The organism is Pseudanabaena sp. PCC 6802 (genome assembly GCF_000332175.1).
In the GTDB taxonomy this organism is placed as follows: domain Bacteria; phylum Cyanobacteriota; class Cyanobacteriia; order Pseudanabaenales; family Pseudanabaenaceae; genus PCC-6802.
The window spans coordinates 278,752-295,472 of record NZ_KB235914.1; the positions used below are offsets into that span (position 1 = coordinate 278,752).

The following is a 16,721-nucleotide window of genomic DNA, read 5'->3' on the forward strand; positions in this document are numbered from 1 at the left end:
AAGGCGATCGCCATGAATCCTCAATTATCTGTTCTGATTGTTGAAGACTCGGAAGACGATATGCTGCTAGTGTTGCGGGAATTGCGACGTGGCGGCTACGCGATCGACTACGTCCGGGTCGAGACTCCAGATGAAATGCAAGCCGCCCTCGATCGGCAGCCGTGGGACATTATCCTGGCCGATTATACCTTGCCCGCCTTTAGCGGCCTGAGCGCGCTGCAACTGTTGCAGGAACGGCAGCAAGATCTACCTTTCATTATTGTTTCGGGCACGATGGGGGAAGAAACCGCCGTCTCTGCCATGAAAGCGGGGGCACATGACTTTATCACCAAGGGCAATTTAGCGCGGTTAGTACCGGCGGTGGAACGGGAGTTGCGAGAAGCCACAGAACGGCAGAAACGCCGTCAGGCGGAACTGGCTTTGCAGGAAAGCGAAGACCAGAAGAAACACCTGGAAACTCAGTTTTATCGCGCTCAACGCCTGGAGAGTCTGGGTACCCTGGCCAGCGGCATCGCCCACGATCTCAACAACATTCTGACTCCGGTTCTGTCAATTGCTCAGGTATTGAGGTTACAGCAACCAAATCTTGGCGAGCGATCGCAGCGGATGTTGCAGATCTTAGAAGATAGCGCCAAACGAGGCGCGAATATGATCGAACAAATTCTCACTTTTGCCAGAGGTACGGGTGGAGAGCGCCATCCAGTGCAGGTTACGACCCTATTGCACGAAGTAATTGATGTCATCCAACAGACTTTCCCAAAATCGATTGATATTCATCACAATATTCACGAACAGTCACTTTGGTTGGTTTCTGCTGATTCGACTTACCTGCATCAGGTGTTTATGAATCTCTGCGTGAATGCCCGCGATGCCATGCCCAACGGGGGCATTCTCTCTTTTACCATTGAAAATTTTTTTGTAGATCGAGCCTTTGCTCAAGCCAACCTCGATGCCCAGGTTGGGAACTATGTGGTCGTTACCATCGGCGATACTGGTGTGGGAATTCCCTTAGAAGTCCGCGATCGCATCTTCGATCCATTTTTTACCACTAAACCACCCGGTCAGGGCACAGGGTTAGGGCTGGCAACCTCGTTAGGGATTGTCAAAAATTACGGCGGATTCTTACAGGTTTTCAGTGAAGTAGGGCAAGGCACTCAGGTGAAGGTGTACTTACCTGCCATTGAAGGCATGTCAACTGACTCTATCCGATCGGAAGAACGGCTTAGCAGTAAGGGAGAGATGATTTTACTCGTAGATGACGATATTGCCGTGCTGCACAGTATTCAATCTCTACTAGAAATCCAGGACTATATCGTGATATCAGCAAATGATGGCATGGCAGCGATCGAACTGTTCGCTCAGCGTCAAGCTGAGATTAAACTGGCGATTCTAGATATCATGATGCCCAAGATGAGCGGCATCACCTTAATTCAGAAGCTGAAGGAGATAAATCCAACGGTTAAGATTATTGCCATGAGCGGATTGCCAGCCAACCGAGACCCCGCTCTTGCCGCAGGCGCGAGTGCATTTTTATCAAAGCCCTATACCCTCAAAAAACTTCTAGAAAGTCTAGCTCTCATCACGTGATGGTAATCCACAAAAGAATGTAATTGAAATAGGATTTAACGATATCTATAGTAGCTTTTGGGCAACGCCGCGAGCTTTAATCGCATCGTCGAAATTTGGTCGCAGCGCGATCGCCCGATCGAACGATGCTACTGCCTCGCGAAACCTGCGCATCGCATAGAGCGATAGTCCGCGCGCGTACCAGGAATCAGCGGCGGTAAGTTCGACTAAATCGGAAAAGTACTGGTTAATCTGAATTGCTCTGTCATAGGCTGCGATCGCCTGGTCGTAGCGTTTCAAATTCGCTAGTGTAATCCCTCGATTATGCCAAAGTGGAGAGTCGTTAGATGTGAGATTTAGAGCTTTATCGTAGCTTTGCAACGCCTCGTCGTAGCGTTTCAAGTCGTCCATCACATAGCCGCGACCGTACCAAGCATCAAATGCATCGGAATTGATCTGGATGGCGCGATCGTAGGCTACCAGCGATTCTTGGTAGCGTTTGAGCTGTCGTAGCGCTTTGCCCTTACTGGCCCACACCTCAAAAGCATTGGGTTGCAGTTGGAGAGCCTTATCAAACGAGGCGATCGCTTCTTCGTACCGCCGCAGCCCGTACATCCCTCTACCGCGACCGTACCAAGCGCCAGCAATTTCAGGCTTTGCTTGAGTAACTCGATCTCCCAGTGCCAGCAACTCTTGATGCTTTCTTAATACGTACATCGAACTGCTCAAACCCGCCCAAGCGTTTGTGTAATCCGGCTTAGCTTGCAAAGCTTTACTAAAAGAGGCCGCAGCATCTGGATAGCGATTCAAACTAAATAGTGCATGTCCTCGCAAATTCCAAGCCTCGGCGAAGTCGGGTCGCGCCTGTAATGCCTTATCAAATGATTCCACCGCTTCTCGGTAGCTATTCAACCCCGAAAGCGCTACGCCTCGGCCAAACCAGATATCGGTCAGTTCGGGCTTGAGTTGGAGTGCTTTATCAAAAGACGCGATCGCTTCGCGATATCGTTTCAGTCCGGCGTAGGCGGCACCGCGACCGCCCCAAATTTCAGCTACATTGGGATATGTCTGCACCAGGCGATCGAAAATAACGCTCGCTTCTTGATAGCGCTTCTGATTCAACAGCGCCGCCGCCTGCACGATTAAGTCCTGCCCCCCAGTCTGAGCTAAAATAGGCTCTACTTGAGCGAGTAATGGCTGGGGCGATCGCGTTAAAAAACCAACTAGTACGCTGCTACCAAAGGCGACAACAGAGAGTATAACTTTCAGAAACAGGAAATTAAGCTTCATTTCTTCGCTACTAAAATCGCATTACACTAAACTAAGAGTTAAGGAAATAGCCTAGCCCTTCCAGTCAGTCCTTTAGCAATTTTACCAACAGATTTTGCTATCTATAGCGGTTTTCAGATGAAAACGAGAAGGGGGTTTGGGGGCGTTGCCCCCAAGAAGGGGTTCCACCCCTTCACCCCGTCAATAAAACCTGTTCTCAATTGAAAAACGCTATAGCATTACGGCTCTCGACCTGATTGATGAGAATTTGGTATAATTTCGATCGATTCATATTCTATGTACATTAGAAATGACCCGCGAATCACTTGAAACAAGAGTCCGCACGGTAGAAGAAGCTATAACTGTTATGGCGGAAGCCCAGCGCGAGTTGCAGGCTAATCAAGCATATATGGCAGAAACACACCGTATAGTAGCAGATAACATCGATACGCTTACCCGGTTAATGGCCAGGATGGATGAGCGGCAAACTGTACTGGAACAGCTACAAGCTCAAAGCGCGCAGCGGCAAACTGTACTGGAACAGCTACAAGCTCAAAGCGCGCAGCGGCAAGCAGAAAATGCACAGCGACAAGCCAGAATCGAAGAGCGGCAAGCAGAAACAGACCAGCGCTTTAACATTTTGCTAGAAGAAATTCGATTTATGAACCGTCGTAACTTTGGCGATCGCAACGAACAATAGCTGTGTTTCAATGCCTTTAACACTTCTTGAAGAGAAAAAAAGTCATAATTGCCAGACACATTTCCCCCTCAGTTAGAACTCCGCACCTGGCAATCTAATTGTGGATTTTGCGTCTGTTTTAAAAATGGCTTGCAGAGATTGTTGTAACGTGGGAGTCATCACAATTCGATCCTCATATGCCACGATTACCCTAACCAACGTAGGAAGTTTATTCTGAGTCGCTTCCAAATAGAGAGGCTCGACATAAAGCAACGATTGCTCGATGGGAATCACTAATAGATTTCCTTGAATCGTTTTTGAACCCTGGCGATTCCAAAGCGAAATTTGTTGAGAGATCGCAGGATCTTGATTGATACGCGCTTCGATTTGCTGGGGGCCGTATACTAGCCTCTGTTTGGGAAAGACATACAGCAGCAGCTTGCCATAGTTCTCGCCATCCGATCGCGCTGCCAGCCAGGCAATTAGATTAGCCCGCTCCTTTGGTGTATAGGGTAAAAGGAGAATGAATTCCTCAAATGGAATGGTAGGCAGACTGGTAATCAAGTAATATGGTTCGACTAGCTGGGGGCGATCGCCGTAGACTTCAGTGGGAATCTGCCACACGTCTTCGCGATTGTAGAATACTTGCGGATCGGTCATGTGATAGGTCATCAAGCGTTCCGATTGGATCTTGAAGAAGTCAACTGGATATCGCAGGTGTCGCCGCAGATTGGCAGGCATGTCGTCGAGCGATTTGAATAAATTGGGAAAGATGGCAGCCCAGGTATTAATCATCGGATCTTTGGCATCGGCAATGTAGAAATTGACCGCACCGTGATAGGCATCGATGACCACCTTAACAGAGTTGCGGATATAATTTATCCCTTCGCTGCCAATGTCGGCATAGGGATAGCGATCGCTGGTGGTGTAGGCATCGACAATCCAATATAGATGACTGGGATCTTTGATATTTCTGGAAACGTTGTTGGATTTAGTATCCGCTGCCACTAAATAGGGATCGCCATCGAAGCGCAAAAACGGCGCGATCGCCCGAATGCGTTGTTTGATGTTGCGCCTAAACAATAGCTTGGTCTCTGGGAGAAAGTCGCGCGTAAACAGCATTTGCCAGTCGTTTAAATATTTGGCAAACATCCATCGCCGCCAGAGCACGCCAATATTAATTCCTCCCCGTCCATCGTAGGTATTGTAAACATTGTCATCGCCACTGGGATAATCTAATTCTTTCACCCTGGTTCCCACGATCGCGTAAGTATCAGTTAGTTCGCCATAATAGATGCGAGGTTGACCGATGGGAATGCTGGTACGCACGGAGTCGCTAGAGGTAGTGAGAGGAGTGCCTTCTGTAATGCCAATATCCTTGACAAGATACTCGGGCAGGCCGCTCGCATTAAACCTGTTCACCGGACTAACGGTAAACCCATAACCGTGGGTGTAGATGAGGCTGCGATTGACCCAGGTTTGCGCTATCTTGGGTAAGGCATTATAGTCTAATTCCCTGGGGGCAATCAGAACCTGTTGTTTGGCAGGAGGTTCCTGCGGCTCGACAGCCAGGGTATAGCGATCGATATCAGCATCGGCAAAGCGATAGTAGGGGCGAATCTGCTGTAGCTGCCGATTGCTTTCCAATAAGGGCTGCCGATCCCACAGGCGGATATTGCGAATCGTGAGTTCGTTGGACTGAATATCGTCATAGGTAAGGCGATTCTGTGGATCGAAAGCTCGAACTTCAATCGCATCGAGATCGAATGCCTGCCGCGTCTGCGCGATCGCACGTGCGATATAAGGTCGTTCTCGCTCCAACTCATTCGGTTGCACGACCAGTGACTGTACTGCCTGCGGTACTACCTGCCCCGCTACGACAACTACTATTAAATAGATGATTAATCCGTATGCTACGTGCTTGTGGTCGGAGAACCGACGCGATCGCGAAATTGCTCTCCACAGCAAATATGCGGCGATCGCCAGTGACAGAATAGCCAACAGCGTGCAGGCTGGCAGTTGCGCGTTGATATCGGTATAACTCGCACCATAGGAAACTCCTCGTGGTGAATAGAGTAGCTCGTAGCGACCGAGCCAGTAGCTGAATGCCACTCCCAACATCAGCGCACCTCCCATACCGTAGAGATGTTGCTGTTGAGAAGACGAGAATCCTGGGAACATCCCTTGACTGAGGCTATTTGCTGACAGTAGATATGTCAGTAATGCTGCAACAAAACCGTAGGCGAATATGCCGAGCAGTCCGAATTCCAGTAATTCCCACAGTGGCAGCGAAAAGATATAGAAACTAATATCCCGTCCGAACACCGGATCGTCGCTGCCAAACGGCGTGGGATGGAAATATGGCAACACCCTTATCCACTGTCGCGAGATCGCAGTGGCGATCGCCGCACTCATCATCAACGCACTCGCCGCCAGTAAGAAGCGAGGGTAAATTAACAGAGCGATCGCCCCACCTAGAAGCGCGATACCTGCAATTCTGTGTGAGTTTAACTGCACCAGCGATCGCCATACCTGCTCCGGCCTGAAGGGCTGCGGTGCTGGAGGCAAAATATTGGGAAGATTGACATCGCGGCTGGTTTGACCGAGCGCGGCTTGAGCAAATGCAGTTTGGGCAAGAGCAACCTGACCGTAATGCCACAGCAGTAACCCTACTAACAGGCTCAGTCCGAGCGACAGGAGCAGCAACCAGCGCAACCGCAGCGGCATAGCGTATTTTCCCGATCGCTCGTTTTTTGCGATTGCATCTGCTCTTTGCTCCCCCTTAACTGAGAAAAGAGCTACTCTCTTTTCCATAGGAGGATCGGGATGCTTGAGTCGTTGAGCCAGATGTAGGTTGCCAAACAGATAAACGGCAGCGATCGCGAAAGCGATCGCCCACAGTCCTACCCTCGCCGCCAACCTAATTGCATAGGTGGAAAGATAGCCGACTTCCTGGAACCACAGGATCTCCGCTCCCAAACGAGCAACTAACTCGGCGATCGCCCACAACGTCAATATGGATGCAACAGCCAGCAACAGAACGTAGCGCTTCCTTAATTTTTGCCTTAGTAGCAGTAATTTCACGACTATCTCCCATGCGATCGCGGCTTCGCGTCGGTTAAGTAAGCGACCCGCACCTATGAAATATAGCCATAGACAGATGGGTGCGTGGGGGGGCTGCGCCCCCCACGCAGGGGTTATACCCCTGCACCCCGTCCTAAATCCGTTGGCTATAGCTATATTTGTAGCATCTACCTGATAAACTGCAACAAATCGAACTCTTGGCGAATGTCGAGCAGGGAGCGATCGAGCAAAGGCTCAAACTCTAGAAACGGTAGTAGCTTCTGGCGGTTTCGAGTTTTGAACCAAATCGGAATTAAAGCTGGAATCAGCAACGGTAGTACCATGAGTACCGATCTGTAGAGCCAAAGTACGCCCTTTTCTCTAATCATGTCCTCATACATCACATCTACGGCAGGCGAATTTTTCATTTTTAGATAGGTCTGAAACGTGCATTCACTCGTCCACCAAAATAGCGGCAGAATTTTTAGCTCGTCGTACATTCCCGTATCGCAACCGTAGATGACATGACCGACATCATGAGCCAGCAAGATTTTGGCAAATTCTTGTGGCTGTGTTTCAGGTGGAGTGACGTGAGGATTGTGGGCATAGTACTCTGCCAAACCTTCCTGAAGCGTTTGAGTACTGGTTTTATCCATGTAGTGAGGGCGGTGGCTCATAATTATTAATTATATTTTCGATACGATACAGTACCGTAAATTATGCTAACACTTAATGAACAATCCTGATAAAAAATCGCCGGGAAGACCACGCAGCGTCAAATCTCATCAAGCCATGTTGCAAGCAACTCTCGAACTGCTGGCAGAAGTTGGTTTCGATGCAATGAGTATCGATGCGATCGCGGCTCGCGCTGGGGTCGGCAAAACCACAATCTATCGTCGCTATGCCTCAAAAGCAGAATTAGTCGCGGATGCGATTGAGAATGTTCGAGAAGAAATGGTAATCCCCGATACGGGCACTCTTCAGGGTGACATTGATGCGCTCGTTCAAAATGCCGCACAAATCACTCTCAGTCCACTTGGACGACAGACTGTTGCCATGATTATTAGCAGTGCCTCCAGCAACGCTCAATTTGCTCAGATTTACTGGACAAAATATCTACAACCTCGACGAAAAACATTTGCGATCGTCCTAGAACGGGCAAAGGCAAGAAATGAAATCCCAGCCGACCTGGATTCCGATCTAGTCTTTGACACGATGAGTGGAATCATGCTCTACGCTTTAATTTTTCAACCGACATCTGAATCCTGGACAGCGTATGTTCGCCGTGCCCTAAGTCTCTTGTTTAGAAGCAACTGAACGCAAATGGATAACTTTTCAACTGCTACCACAACCTTTAACCGAAGCAGCCCAACATCGATCTAGCCACTAGCTACAACTCAGGTTTAGTAAGGCATTGCCCGTCATGCGACAAATACGCCAGTCGGGTAGCACGTCTGCTCCCATCCGTTGATAAAAACTAATCGCTGGTTCGTTCCAATCTAAAACCGACCATTCAAATCTTCCGTATCCCCGCTCGATCGCTATGCCAGCAAGATATCGAATCATGGCTTTACCAATACCTCGTCCGCGATATGCTTCCAGCACGAATAAATCCTCCAAATACATACCAGGGCGTGTCAAAAACGTGGAATAGTTTTGTACGAATAAAGCAAATCCCACGGACAGATCGTCGCATTCAGCAACGATCGCCTCAGCGCAGGGGCGATCGCCAAACAAGTGATCTGCCAAGGCATCGATGCTGCCAGTACAAGTATCGGTCAGTTTCTCATATGCAGCTAATGCCTGGATTAATGCAAAGATAGTCTCCACATCTGTAGGAGTTGCCGATCGGATCTGACAGTCGAAATTAATTGAGTTTGCTGTATCCAAGCGCGTTACTCCTTTCCATTTCTAATTTTCTCCAGAATTTTGGATGTTGAAGTAGGAATCTCTATTTGAATTAATTCAATCCTTCCTCCACTAGCGATTACCACCGGAGCCTCTGGCAGAGTTGCGGGCGTGTAGTCCCCGCCTTTGACGTAAATATCGGGGGAGATCGCCTGGATTGTCGCGATCGCCGTAGTTTCTGGGAAAATTACCACGGCATCAACTGGCTTGAGCGCTCCTACAACTTCGGCTCGTTGTGCTTCTGGCACGATCGGACGCAGATCGCCTTTGAGTTGGCGTACGGAGCGATCGCTATTTAAGCCGACAATTAAAGTTTTGCCCAATTGTTTCGCCGCTTGCAGGTAGCGCACGTGACCCACATGAATGAGATCGAAGCACCCGTTTGTAAAAACTAAAGGTCGCCATGCTTGAGGTGACTGCCGCAGGATCGCCTGGAGTGAATCTAAGCTGATAACATTACTATCATTACTAACAACATTGCTAGCGACATTACACATGGCAATTCTAAAATAGACAACTCCGAACTAGCGTTGCAGATCGTAAATTTTGCAACAAGGGCAAGCAGGGGCTACACCCCCAGAAGGGATGTTACACCTTCCCCCCTGCAAAACTTTTGTTTTGGCGTACTAGCCTTAAAACAAACTATACAGATTACCTACACCTTAACAAAGGGTTTAAAGTAAAAACTGCGACTTGAATTTGAGCCAAAATACAGGGACTATGAGCATGGATCGCGAAACGAATAAGGATAAACACTGGACGGTCAACGATCTGGAGCGCTTGCCCGATAATGCCTGGCTTAGCTACGAGATCGTAGATGGTGAGTTATTTGTCACCAGATCGCCTCACCTGAGGCATCAAAGGGCTTGCGGTAAGATATTGCGCCCCTTAGACGAATGGTCAGAACCAAGCGGTCTCGGCGAAGCATTTTTGAACCCAGAAATTATCTTTTCTGCCTCCGATATGGTCATCCCCGACGTGATCTGGCTGAGCCACGATCGCCTGGCGGAAATACTCGACGACTCCGGGCACTTAACGGGCGCGCCGGAGATAGTTATAGAAGTTTTATCGCCTGGCAGGGAAAACGAACGCCGCGATAAGGAGGCTAAACTCAAGCTGTATTCCAGACAGGGCGTACAAGAGTATTGGATCGCCCAGTGGGAGTTACATCAGGTAGAAGTTTATCGCCGCACTGACGACAGCCTCACACTAATTGAGGTACTGAAGGAAGACGATCGCCTGACTTCACCCTTACTACCCAAATTTAGCTGCGCTGTATCGCAATTCTTTAACTAATCTACCTGAATGCTTCCTCATAGTGGCTATCACTGGCGTGGTGGTTCCGATCGTTTCTTTGAAGGCTGGTACTATCGCCTCACCCTACCCCGCATCGGGCAGTCATTTGCCTTCATGTATGCGATTGACGATCCCCAGGGTGGGACAGCGTGTAGTGGTGGCTCTCTGCAAGTGCTGGGTATTGACGATCTCCACCTCTGGCGTACGATCCCCAATCCTCGCACTTTCCACGCCAGCCGCGATCGCCTCATGCTAGAACACTGGGGAGCGGCGGGACAGGGCTATAGTGCTAGCGATCGCCACAACAAAGGCGCGATCTCCGATCCCGTTACGTCAATGTCATGCCGTTGGGATTACCACATCGAGCCAATTTATACTTGGGGTAACGTACGCGATAACGCGGGGCAAGCGATCCCCACTATGGGATACCTCTCTTATTTGCCCGTATTTGAACCGGGGTGGCAAATTTTAATGGCGCATGGCTTGGCAACTGGGGCGATCGCGTGGAACGATCGAGTATATGAATTCGATCGCGCTCCTGCCTACTGCGAAAAAAATTGGGGCAGATCGTTCCCACAACAATGGTTCTGGCTCCAGTGCAATGCCTTTAGCGAATATCCTGACTTAACGATTACAGTAGCGGGTGGCATCCGTGAATTCCTGGGTGCAGCCAGGAGCGTTGCTATGGTGGGCATTCATTACAATGGCAAGTTATATAGCTTTATGCCGGAGAACAGCGACATTTACTGTCGGATTGCGCCTTGGGGGGACTGGCAAATCGAGGCACATAAGCAGGAATACGGCTCGCCGCAAGATGTTTGCATTCACGGCACAACCTTACATCGCGGTACGTTAATTATGGTACCGAGAGCTACAGGCTTAGAATATTGCTGCCGCGATACTACTAGAGGCGATCTCAAGCTCAAACTTAATGCCGATCTACAAATTAATACCTCCAGCAATCTAGCTGCTCTGGAGGTAGGGGGAAAGTTATGGGATCGAGTTTGGCAATTCCGATCCGATCGCATCTAGCGAAACATGCTACTGACTGACGTATCTTCGTGGACGCGCCAGATCGTCTCGCCAATCAGGTTGGCGACCGAAAGGACTTTTAACTGAGGAAAATGGCAATCTTGGGGGACGGGAATGGTATTGGTAACGATTACCTCTTCAATGCAACCGCTGGAAAGCCGCTCGATCGCCGGAGGAGAGAACACCGCATGGGTAGCGCAGGCGTAGACTTGACGCGCGCCTTCTTTGCGTAAAATTTTTGCTGCTTCGGTAATCGTGCCTGCTGTATCGATCATGTCATCGACTAAAACGGCAGTCTTACCAGCAACATCGCCGATCACGTTCATCACTTCCGCTACGTTATGACTCTGGCGGCGCTTATCGATAATAGCTAAAGGGCTGTCGTTGAGCTTTTTGGCAAAAGCTCTTGCCCGCGCCACACCGCCCACATCCGGCGAAACAACTACTAAATCTTCCAGTTGTTTGTCCAGTAGGTAGCTAAATAATACGGGCGAGCCATAGACATGATCGCAGGGAATATCAAAATATCCTTGAATCTGTGCCGAATGCAAATCCATCGCAATCACGCGTTGTGCGCCGGACTGCACGATTAAATTGGCAACCAGCTTAGCTGTAATTGATTCTCGGCCAGCAGTCTTGCGATCGGCACGCGCGTAGCCGTAGTAAGGTAAAACAGCCGTAATCTGACGCGCTGAGGCTCGACGACAGGCATCGATCATAATCAGTAACTCTGTCAAATGATCGTTAACAGGCCTGCATGTAGGCTGAATTAGATAAACATCGCAGCCCCGGATGGACTCCTGTACCTGGATGTAAATCTCCCCATCAGCAAAACTCTTGCGTACCATAGGGCCTAGCCCCATGCCCAAGTACCTAGCAACTTCTTGCGCCAGGGGTATATTTGCAGATCCGGCAAATAACCTCAGCCTGTCTTCGCTGCCATTAGCAGAGAAGACACCATACCTATGTTTTGTTGTTGTTAATTGAGTCACTGCGTTTTAATCAAAGCCTACAATCGGGTTTAATTGTTTGTGCGCAAGCGGTTACTATCGTAACCCATACCTGCAATAGCGATTCAATTCAGCGTTAGTTTGACAATCATGCTATTATTTGCTACTTTTGCGGTCGGCGACGCTGCAAAAATTCAGGTATATCAAGCCCTCCCGAACTGCTTTGCTTGGGTTCGGCTTGGGAGACAGACTGCTGGCTAGTAACGCTTGTTACTTTTACAGGTTGTTGCTTCTTAATTTGCGGTGCTGGCACAACTGCCTTATGAGAAAAACCCGTAGCAATTACCGTAATTCTGACTTCCCCATCCATTTTATCGTCAATCACGGCACCAAAAATGATGTTGGCATTAGGATCGACTACTTCATAGATAGTTTCAGCCGCCGCAGTTACTTCATGTAGGGTGAGATCGTTGCCACCAGTAATGTTGAATACTACGCCATTGGCTCCCTCAATCGAGGCTTCTAGCAGTGGTGAAGATATAGCGGTCATGGCAGCCTCGCGCGCGCGCGACTTGCCCGAACCTAATCCTATGCCCATCAGGGCTGACCCAGCATCAGCCATAATGGCACGTACATCGGCAAAGTCAACGTTGACCAGTCCTGGAATTGTAATGATATCCGATATGCCCTGCACACCTTGACGCAATACATCGTCAGCAATCCGAAACGCTTCCTGTACTGGCGTATTTTCAGGTACTACGGACAGTAACTTATCGTTCGGAATCACGATTAAGGTGTCTACATGCCCCTGGAGCTGCTCTATTCCGTCTGTGGCTTGATTAATTCTTTTTTTGCCTTCAAAGGTAAACGGCTTAGTTACTACACCAACAGTTAAGGCACCAACTCCCTTGGCGATCTCGGCAATTACTGGTGCAGCACCTGTACCAGTTCCACCGCCCATTCCTGCGGTAATAAATACTAGATCTGCACCCTCAAGCGCCTGGGCAATTTCATCGCGCGATTCTTCTGCCGCTTTCTGACCGATTGACGGATTACCTCCGGCTCCTAAGCCTCTAGTTAATTTTTGCCCCATTTGAAAGCGCTTAGGTGCGGCTGACTGTAATAATGCTTGCGCATCCGTATTCACTGCCCAAAACTCAACACCCGCAACTTCGCTGACAATCATGCGATTGACTGCGTTACCACCACCGCCACCTACACCAATAACTTTGATTTTAGCTATGCTGCCTACTGTGATGTTGCTCATTTCAGGATCTATCCCTAATTGTGGCTTTGTGCTGTTATTACGGGAGTGACCCAGATGTATTCCATGATGATTCATTTTCTCAGACGTTTCATTGGTCATTGGTAAATCCGGTGGATCTAGGTCGCCAGAGCTATTGGAGGCTAACTCCGGCCAGTTATTGCTAGGTATCATTGAGACTGCCAGCGAAAGGTGTATGGTTTCATCTACGACTTGGACGGAAAACAAGCACTTACGAGTTGCTAAATATGATAAACATAATTTGCATCTAAGTATAAAACTATATATCGATAATTCAGTAGTAATTTAATCTACTGTTTCGATTCTGAGGAATTTAGCTTGGTCGGAGTTTTCATTTCCAGGATGGGGGAACTAGAATTGGTTAAGTCAATGTAAACAAATGGCTGAGATTTTAACTTCTGAGGTAAAGAGCGGAGTCTTTCTAATATCTCTAATTGTTTGGCAAAATCTGGATCGCTATAAAGTCCACAATGAACTATTCCCAGTTCCGTTTTGAGGATGAGGTTATTTTCATCCCGCCAATCTAATTGCAAAATTTTTACATGGCTTTGACTGAGACGGCGATAGGCGTTTGGCCAGACCTGCAATACTCGCTTATTCAGTCCCAAAATAGTTAGATCTGGCTTTTTGACATTGGCAGGATAGCTTTTAAGCGGCATCCATGCCCCATCTGCGTCAATCAACCCGATTTTACCGTCTAGTTCTGCTTTAGCGACGGGATTGCGCTCCTGTACTTGAATGGTTAGCCTGGCTGGAAAAAGCGTGCGGGTCACCACCACGCTACGCACGGGCGCAGTGGACTCTAGTTTCGCAGCGATCGCGCTTGGCTGCACTTGAAAGATCGATTGGGGATACGATACGGGTACGAGCTTTTGAATGGCTTCCTGGGTCAACAGGCGATTGCCTTCGATATCGACTTGACTGGGGCCGCGCAAGATCCAATCAGGCAAAGTAGCTACCCATAACATGCTACCGGTTGCACCACTGATAAACAGAAACTGCCAAAGGTGCTGAAAAAATTTAATACGACGTTTCTGCCGAAGTTGTTTGCGCCGTTCGGTAAAGTCATCTACGGTAACCTGGTCGGAGGTGGTTGCCATTGCCTTGTCTCGAGCTTTAGTTTGCACTGTTACATTGCACTGTTAATCGTGCTGTGAATTTTAGGAGGTAGCTTTCAGCAGTCAGCGCTGACTCAAATTTATGGATCCAATAGATAGATCTAAATGGATCGGAATCATTTTAAAAATTTAAGCGATCGCTGCAACAGGGCAATTGAACTTAGAATTAGTAGGGTTAAAGCCCGAGCATAGGTTATTGCAATAGCCATAGTACTTAGAGGTGTGATAGGAGCGCAATATTGCTACAACAATAGAGGAGAAAGCCCGAATTTTCAACTAAGATTTGGGGATTGGATGGGGGAGTGGGGCTTGGGTGATGGGGCTTGGGTAATGGGGCTTGGGTGATGGGGCTTGGACTGAGGGGTGAGGGTTTCAGGATCTGCCCCGTAAGGTCGGTGAATAATAAGAAAACTCAATACTATAATTGAGATTTGGTGAAATTTATAATTGGAGACAGCAAATGCTCGAACAGGGAACGATTAGTATCCACACTGAGAATATCTTTCCCATTATTAAGAAGGCGCTTTACTCAGAGCGGGATATCTTTTTAAGGGAGTTGATCTCTAATGGGGTGGATGCGATTAGTAAGTTAAAAATGGTGTCCTATGCTGGCGAAGTCAGTGGTGAGCTGCCCGAACCAGAAATTAGCGTCACCATTGATAAAGACAACAAAAGGATCGTGGTCTCTGATAACGGGATCGGCATGACTGCTGATGAGGTGAAAAAGTACATCAATCAGGTGGCTTTTTCGAGTGCGGAGGAATTCATTCAAAAATATACTGGTTCTGGTGACAGCGATCGGCAAATCATCGGTCATTTTGGCTTAGGCTTTTACTCGGCTTTTATGGTGGCGAGCCGCGTAGAAATTGATACTTTGTCGTATCAACCTGGGGCACAATCTGTACATTGGTCTTGCGATGGAACCACCGCGTTTACGCTAGATGATGGTAGTCGCGACAAGGTCGGCACCACGATCGTATTAACCCTACAAGAAGATGCGGAAGAATTTCTGGAAGTAGCCGAAGTGCGGCGGATCGTGCGCAAGTACTGCGACTTCATTCCCGTACCCATCAAGCTGAACGATGAGGTTGCCAATAAGCAGAAAGCCTTGTGGAGTCAGTCCCCTAGCTCATTGAGCAAGGATGACTATCTGGAATTCTATCGCTATTTATATCCCTTCCAGGAAGATCCCCTATTCTGGGTGCATTTGAATACGGACTACCCGTTTATTATCAAGGGTATTCTCTATTTCCCCAAAATCAAGGCAGATATCGATCCCAATAAGGGACAGATCAAGCTGTTTTGCAATCAGGTATTTGTCAGCGATAACTGCGAAGAGGTGATCCCCAGATTCCTCTTGCCCTTACGCGGTGCGATCGACAGTACCGATATTCCGTTGAACGTATCGCGCAGCTTTTTGCAGGGCGATCGCAAGGTACGCAAAATTCAAGACTACATCGCTAAAAAAGTCGGGGATCATCTCACCCAACTGTATGCCGACTCGCGTGAGGAATTCCTACGCTGCTGGCAGGACATTAGCCTGTTCATGAAGTTCGGCTCTATGAATAGCGATAAGTTTTACCAACAGGTGAAGGAAATTCTGGTTTACCCCACTACCTACGTAGAAGACGCGCCCAGCAAGAGCGAGTACGGCAACTATACAACGCTGCAAGCGTATCTGGAGCGTAATAAGGAAAAACATGAAAACCGCGTCTTTTACACTTCCGATCCCGTGACTCAGGCTACCTATGTGGAGTTGCATAAGAGTCAAGGTCTGGAGGTAATTACGCTAGACTCGTTTATCGACAGTCACTACATTCACTTTTTGGAAAGGGAATTTCCCGATGTGAAATTTGCCCGCGTCGATGCGGAGATCGACGATCGCCTGATTAGCGAGGAGTCGAAAACAGAAATCGTCGATCCCACGACGAATAAAACCCAGAGCGACCATCTGCAAGAAATCTTCCGGCGGGCTTTGCATAAACCCAATCTAGTCATTCGCACGGAAGTATTAAAGGGCAATGATACGGAGACGGCACCGCCTGCAATGATTCTGTTACCAGAAAACGCCCGCCGGATGCAGGAGATGTCAGCCTTGTTGCAGCAGACCAACGTGGCTTTCCCTGAGGATCACATTCTGCTGGTCAACACTGCCCACCCACTGATGCAAAACTTGATCGGTCTCGATCGCAGCGCAATTTTAACGGCATCGGGGCAACCTTCGGAAGCGAGCGATCTAGCTAATCTGATTTGCAACCACGTCTACGATCTAGCACTGATGGCGCAAAAGAGCTTTGATGCCAATAGCATGAAGGCTTTCCTAGAGCGTTCTAGCAAGCTGTTAACCAAGCTCACAGGCAAGATTTAGCAGCATAACGCACAAAAATCCATTACCTTCCTCTTTTTCTTCGATTGAAAAGGGGAAGGTTATTGTTATTCAAGATATCTCAGGGGATCTATGGGAAAAGTGGCGACGCATTTTGCCCTAAAAAGTTCCCATGAGAAGAGAATTCCTATGCAATATTCGCTCTGGGTTGCCACCTGCTCCATGGGAA

General features: G+C 48.5%; 14 protein-coding genes. 6 read left to right on the forward strand and 8 right to left on the reverse strand.

What is annotated here, in order from left to right; all coding sequences use genetic code 11:
- Positions 1 to 12: 12 nt before the first annotated feature.
- Complete coding sequence (locus PSE6802_RS0106600) at positions 13 to 1,587, forward strand: hybrid sensor histidine kinase/response regulator (protein WP_019499260.1); 1,575 nt, start codon at positions 13 to 15, stop codon at positions 1,585 to 1,587.
- 45 nt (positions 1,588 to 1,632) lie between these two features.
- On the opposite strand, the gene PSE6802_RS28070 is transcribed toward PSE6802_RS0106600, so the two are convergent.
- Positions 1,633 to 2,856, reverse strand: coding sequence for a tetratricopeptide repeat protein (locus tag PSE6802_RS28070; protein WP_019499261.1), 1,224 nt, complete (start codon positions 2,854 to 2,856; stop codon positions 1,633 to 1,635).
- Positions 2,857 to 3,145: 289 nt separating this feature from the next.
- Between PSE6802_RS28070 and PSE6802_RS28075 the strand changes: the two genes are divergently transcribed.
- A complete protein-coding gene (locus PSE6802_RS28075) occupies positions 3,146 to 3,535 on the forward strand; it encodes a hypothetical protein (RefSeq protein WP_225902656.1) in 390 nt (129 codons plus the stop codon).
- Between the two features lie 72 nt (positions 3,536 to 3,607).
- Here the strand turns inward: PSE6802_RS28075 and PSE6802_RS0106615 are convergent, their stop codons facing one another.
- Positions 3,608 to 6,598 (reverse strand): UPF0182 family protein, encoded by a 2,991-nt coding sequence (locus PSE6802_RS0106615; RefSeq protein WP_019499263.1) that lies wholly within the window; start codon positions 6,596 to 6,598, stop codon positions 3,608 to 3,610.
- 167 nt (positions 6,599 to 6,765) lie between these two features.
- Positions 6,766 to 7,254 carry a hypothetical protein gene (locus tag PSE6802_RS0106620; RefSeq protein WP_026103111.1) on the reverse strand — a complete coding sequence of 163 codons (489 nt, stop codon included), beginning with the start codon at positions 7,252 to 7,254 and terminating at the stop codon, positions 6,766 to 6,768.
- Between the two features lie 55 nt (positions 7,255 to 7,309).
- Between PSE6802_RS0106620 and PSE6802_RS0106625 the strand changes: the two genes are divergently transcribed.
- Positions 7,310 to 7,894, forward strand: a complete 585-nt coding sequence (locus tag PSE6802_RS0106625) for a TetR/AcrR family transcriptional regulator (RefSeq protein ID WP_019499265.1) — start codon at positions 7,310 to 7,312, stop codon at positions 7,892 to 7,894.
- A gap of 69 nt (positions 7,895 to 7,963) precedes the next feature.
- Here PSE6802_RS0106625 and PSE6802_RS0106630 read toward each other — a convergent pair whose 3' ends face one another.
- On the reverse strand, positions 7,964 to 8,467 hold the full coding sequence (locus PSE6802_RS0106630) for a GNAT family N-acetyltransferase (protein WP_019499266.1): 504 nt from the start codon (positions 8,465 to 8,467) through the stop codon (positions 7,964 to 7,966).
- 5 nt (positions 8,468 to 8,472) lie between these two features.
- Positions 8,473 to 8,982 (reverse strand): D-glycero-beta-D-manno-heptose 1-phosphate adenylyltransferase, encoded by a 510-nt coding sequence (gene rfaE2 / locus PSE6802_RS0106635; RefSeq protein WP_019499267.1) that lies wholly within the window; start codon positions 8,980 to 8,982, stop codon positions 8,473 to 8,475.
- Positions 8,983 to 9,211: 229 nt separating this feature from the next.
- Here rfaE2 and PSE6802_RS0106640 point away from each other — a divergent pair, with 229 nt between their 5' ends.
- Positions 9,212 to 9,781 (forward strand): Uma2 family endonuclease, encoded by a 570-nt coding sequence (locus PSE6802_RS0106640; protein ID WP_019499268.1) that lies wholly within the window; start codon positions 9,212 to 9,214, stop codon positions 9,779 to 9,781.
- Positions 9,782 to 9,790: 9 nt separating this feature from the next.
- Entirely contained in the window at positions 9,791 to 10,813 is a 1,023-nt protein-coding gene (locus PSE6802_RS0106645) for a tocopherol cyclase family protein (RefSeq protein ID WP_019499269.1), read from the forward strand.
- On the opposite strand, the gene PSE6802_RS0106650 is transcribed toward PSE6802_RS0106645, so the two are convergent.
- From PSE6802_RS0106650 to PSE6802_RS0106660, 3 genes are all read right to left on the reverse strand, one after another.
- Complete coding sequence (locus PSE6802_RS0106650; RefSeq protein WP_026103113.1) at positions 10,810 to 11,805, reverse strand: ribose-phosphate pyrophosphokinase; 996 nt, start codon at positions 11,803 to 11,805, stop codon at positions 10,810 to 10,812. The genes PSE6802_RS0106645 and PSE6802_RS0106650 overlap by 4 nt on opposite strands.
- A gap of 121 nt (positions 11,806 to 11,926) precedes the next feature.
- Positions 11,927 to 13,201: a cell division protein FtsZ gene (gene ftsZ, locus PSE6802_RS0106655; RefSeq protein WP_019499271.1), complete on the reverse strand. Its 1,275-nt coding sequence runs from the start codon at positions 13,199 to 13,201 to the stop codon at positions 11,927 to 11,929.
- Between the two features lie 137 nt (positions 13,202 to 13,338).
- Entirely contained in the window at positions 13,339 to 14,175 is an 837-nt protein-coding gene (locus PSE6802_RS0106660; RefSeq protein WP_019499272.1) for a cell division protein FtsQ/DivIB, read from the reverse strand.
- Positions 14,176 to 14,626: 451 nt separating this feature from the next.
- Here PSE6802_RS0106660 and htpG point away from each other — a divergent pair, with 451 nt between their 5' ends.
- Positions 14,627 to 16,534 (forward strand): molecular chaperone HtpG, encoded by a 1,908-nt coding sequence (gene htpG / locus PSE6802_RS0106665; RefSeq protein WP_019499273.1) that lies wholly within the window; start codon positions 14,627 to 14,629, stop codon positions 16,532 to 16,534.
- Positions 16,535 to 16,721: the final 187 nt, after the last annotated feature.

Bases quoted from the DNA above. Each gene is read 5' to 3' on its own strand.
- ftsZ (WP_019499271.1), bottom strand. From the start codon at position 13,201: ATGATACCTAGCAATAACTGGCCGGAGTTAGCCTCCAATAGCTCTGGC.
- rfaE2 (WP_019499267.1), bottom strand. From the start codon at position 8,982: ATGTGTAATGTCGCTAGCAATGTTGTTAGTAATGATAGTAATGTTATC.
- PSE6802_RS28075 (WP_225902656.1), top strand. From the start codon at position 3,146: ATGACCCGCGAATCACTTGAAACAAGAGTCCGCACGGTAGAAGAAGCT.
- PSE6802_RS0106620 (WP_026103111.1), bottom strand. From the start codon at position 7,254: ATGAGCCACCGCCCTCACTACATGGATAAAACCAGTACTCAAACGCTT.
- PSE6802_RS0106640 (WP_019499268.1), top strand. From the start codon at position 9,212: ATGGATCGCGAAACGAATAAGGATAAACACTGGACGGTCAACGATCTG.
- htpG (WP_019499273.1), top strand. From the start codon at position 14,627: ATGCTCGAACAGGGAACGATTAGTATCCACACTGAGAATATCTTTCCC.
- PSE6802_RS0106625 (WP_019499265.1), top strand. From the start codon at position 7,310: ATGAACAATCCTGATAAAAAATCGCCGGGAAGACCACGCAGCGTCAAA.
- PSE6802_RS0106645 (WP_019499269.1), top strand. From the start codon at position 9,791: ATGCTTCCTCATAGTGGCTATCACTGGCGTGGTGGTTCCGATCGTTTC.
- PSE6802_RS28070 (WP_019499261.1), bottom strand. From the start codon at position 2,856: ATGAAGCTTAATTTCCTGTTTCTGAAAGTTATACTCTCTGTTGTCGCC.
- PSE6802_RS0106600 (WP_019499260.1), top strand. From the start codon at position 13: ATGAATCCTCAATTATCTGTTCTGATTGTTGAAGACTCGGAAGACGAT.